Source organism: Providencia sp. PROV032, from assembly GCF_028484875.1.
Lineage (GTDB): Bacteria > Pseudomonadota > Gammaproteobacteria > Enterobacterales > Enterobacteriaceae > Providencia > Providencia rettgeri_E.
The window spans coordinates 1-1,246 of the sequence record NZ_JAMPSX010000079.1; the positions used below are offsets into that span (position 1 = coordinate 1).

The following is a 1,246-nucleotide window of genomic DNA, read 5'->3' on the forward strand; positions in this document are numbered from 1 at the left end:
ACCGTCGAAAGAAGCCCAACCTAACCAGACTTAGCTAGATTAAAGAGCTAAGAAGCCATGACCCAATAACCGATCGTGGAGAAAAGCAAAGACAGGAAGACGCTGTCGCTTCGCTCCGTTTTGATTAGTACCACATTGGGGCATTAGATATCTTTTTGATAAAAATAATATCTAAACCTATTGACTATGATCTACCAAAAGTGCAAAGTTGTTGTTGCGCAATATACAAAAAAAAGTATAATGCGCGCCCTATGCAGAAACGTATATTACCTATATTCTTATGTCTAATGATGCAAAGAGGGGGTTTTCATGATTAAACACAAAAACCCGCTTGAGTTATTAGCGAAAGAGCCAGTTGAACTTAGTTTGGTCACAGTAAGATCAAAGCTAATGATGATTATTACAAAGTTAATAAGAGATAATAACTGGACGCAGGCTCAAGCAGCCAAAGAGATTGGCGTGTCACAACCACGTATTAGCAATCTAATGAATGGAAAAATAAGTAGCTTCTCAATAGATATGCTATTAGAGATGCTAGGAAAACTTGGTTATCTGCTAAATGTATACTTTGATCCAAGTAACATAGAGCAACCAATTGAAATGCAAATAAAAAAGACAGCTGTTTGAGCAGCTGTCTTTAATTAAAAGCAATTAAATTTTTTTGAACCTTAATTTAATTGTGTCTTCATGTTTTTTATCCGTCCCACTGGATGTTTTTGAAAACACATGAAGAACATGTATTACATCATCTATTATTACGAAGACTAGCCGGTATGCTGGTCTTCCGTTTTTCCTTAGCTCGCAAACTCCTTTGCATCCAAGGCTTAGTGATTTGACGCTGGATAGCGGGTCCATGCCATAACTCATCATCATCAAGTCTTGTACAAACTTTTCTTTAACTTGAAGTGGGAATTTATCCAGTTCTTTTTCTGCATCACCAATAAAGTTTACCTTTTTCTCCATATCGTCGTCTCCTCTTAGCTTGTTGGTATGGAATCATAAATATCATATTGATTTTCATCATTATTTTCTCTTTTCTTAAATAAAGAAGTTATAGGTGGTTCTTTGAACCACTTCACATCATAGTTATCTATTAGATGCGAGTCAATATACAAGTATTTATATATTTGACTTTCAAATCCAACTGCTTAAATATCACTCAAATTGAGTTAATTACCTCCTGATTTTATTTATTGGAATTAAACATAAAAACATCTCATAAATTTCATAGTAAATGAGGTTCTTC

At 34.5% G+C, this 1,246-nt stretch carries 2 protein-coding genes; one reads left to right on the forward strand and one right to left on the reverse strand.

The window, feature by feature from the left end:
• Positions 1–309 precede the first annotated feature (309 nt).
• The gene (locus tag PSF42_RS20710; RefSeq protein ID WP_094963245.1) at positions 310–627 is read left to right on the forward strand and encodes a helix-turn-helix domain-containing protein; all 318 of its coding nucleotides are present in this window, start codon (positions 310–312) and stop codon (positions 625–627) included.
• A 24-nt stretch (positions 628–651) separates the two neighbouring features.
• Here PSF42_RS20710 and PSF42_RS20715 read toward each other — a convergent pair whose 3' ends face one another.
• Positions 652–963, reverse strand: a complete 312-nt coding sequence (locus PSF42_RS20715) for a type II toxin-antitoxin system RelE/ParE family toxin (protein WP_064506288.1) — start codon at positions 961–963, stop codon at positions 652–654.
• Positions 964–1,246 lie beyond the last annotated feature (283 nt).

Excerpts from the sequence above, each read along its gene's own strand:
- PSF42_RS20710 (WP_094963245.1), top strand. The coding sequence starts at position 310 with ATGATTAAACACAAAAACCCGCTTGAGTTATTAGCGAAAGAGCCAGTT.
- PSF42_RS20715 (WP_064506288.1), bottom strand. The coding sequence starts at position 963 with ATGGAGAAAAAGGTAAACTTTATTGGTGATGCAGAAAAAGAACTGGAT.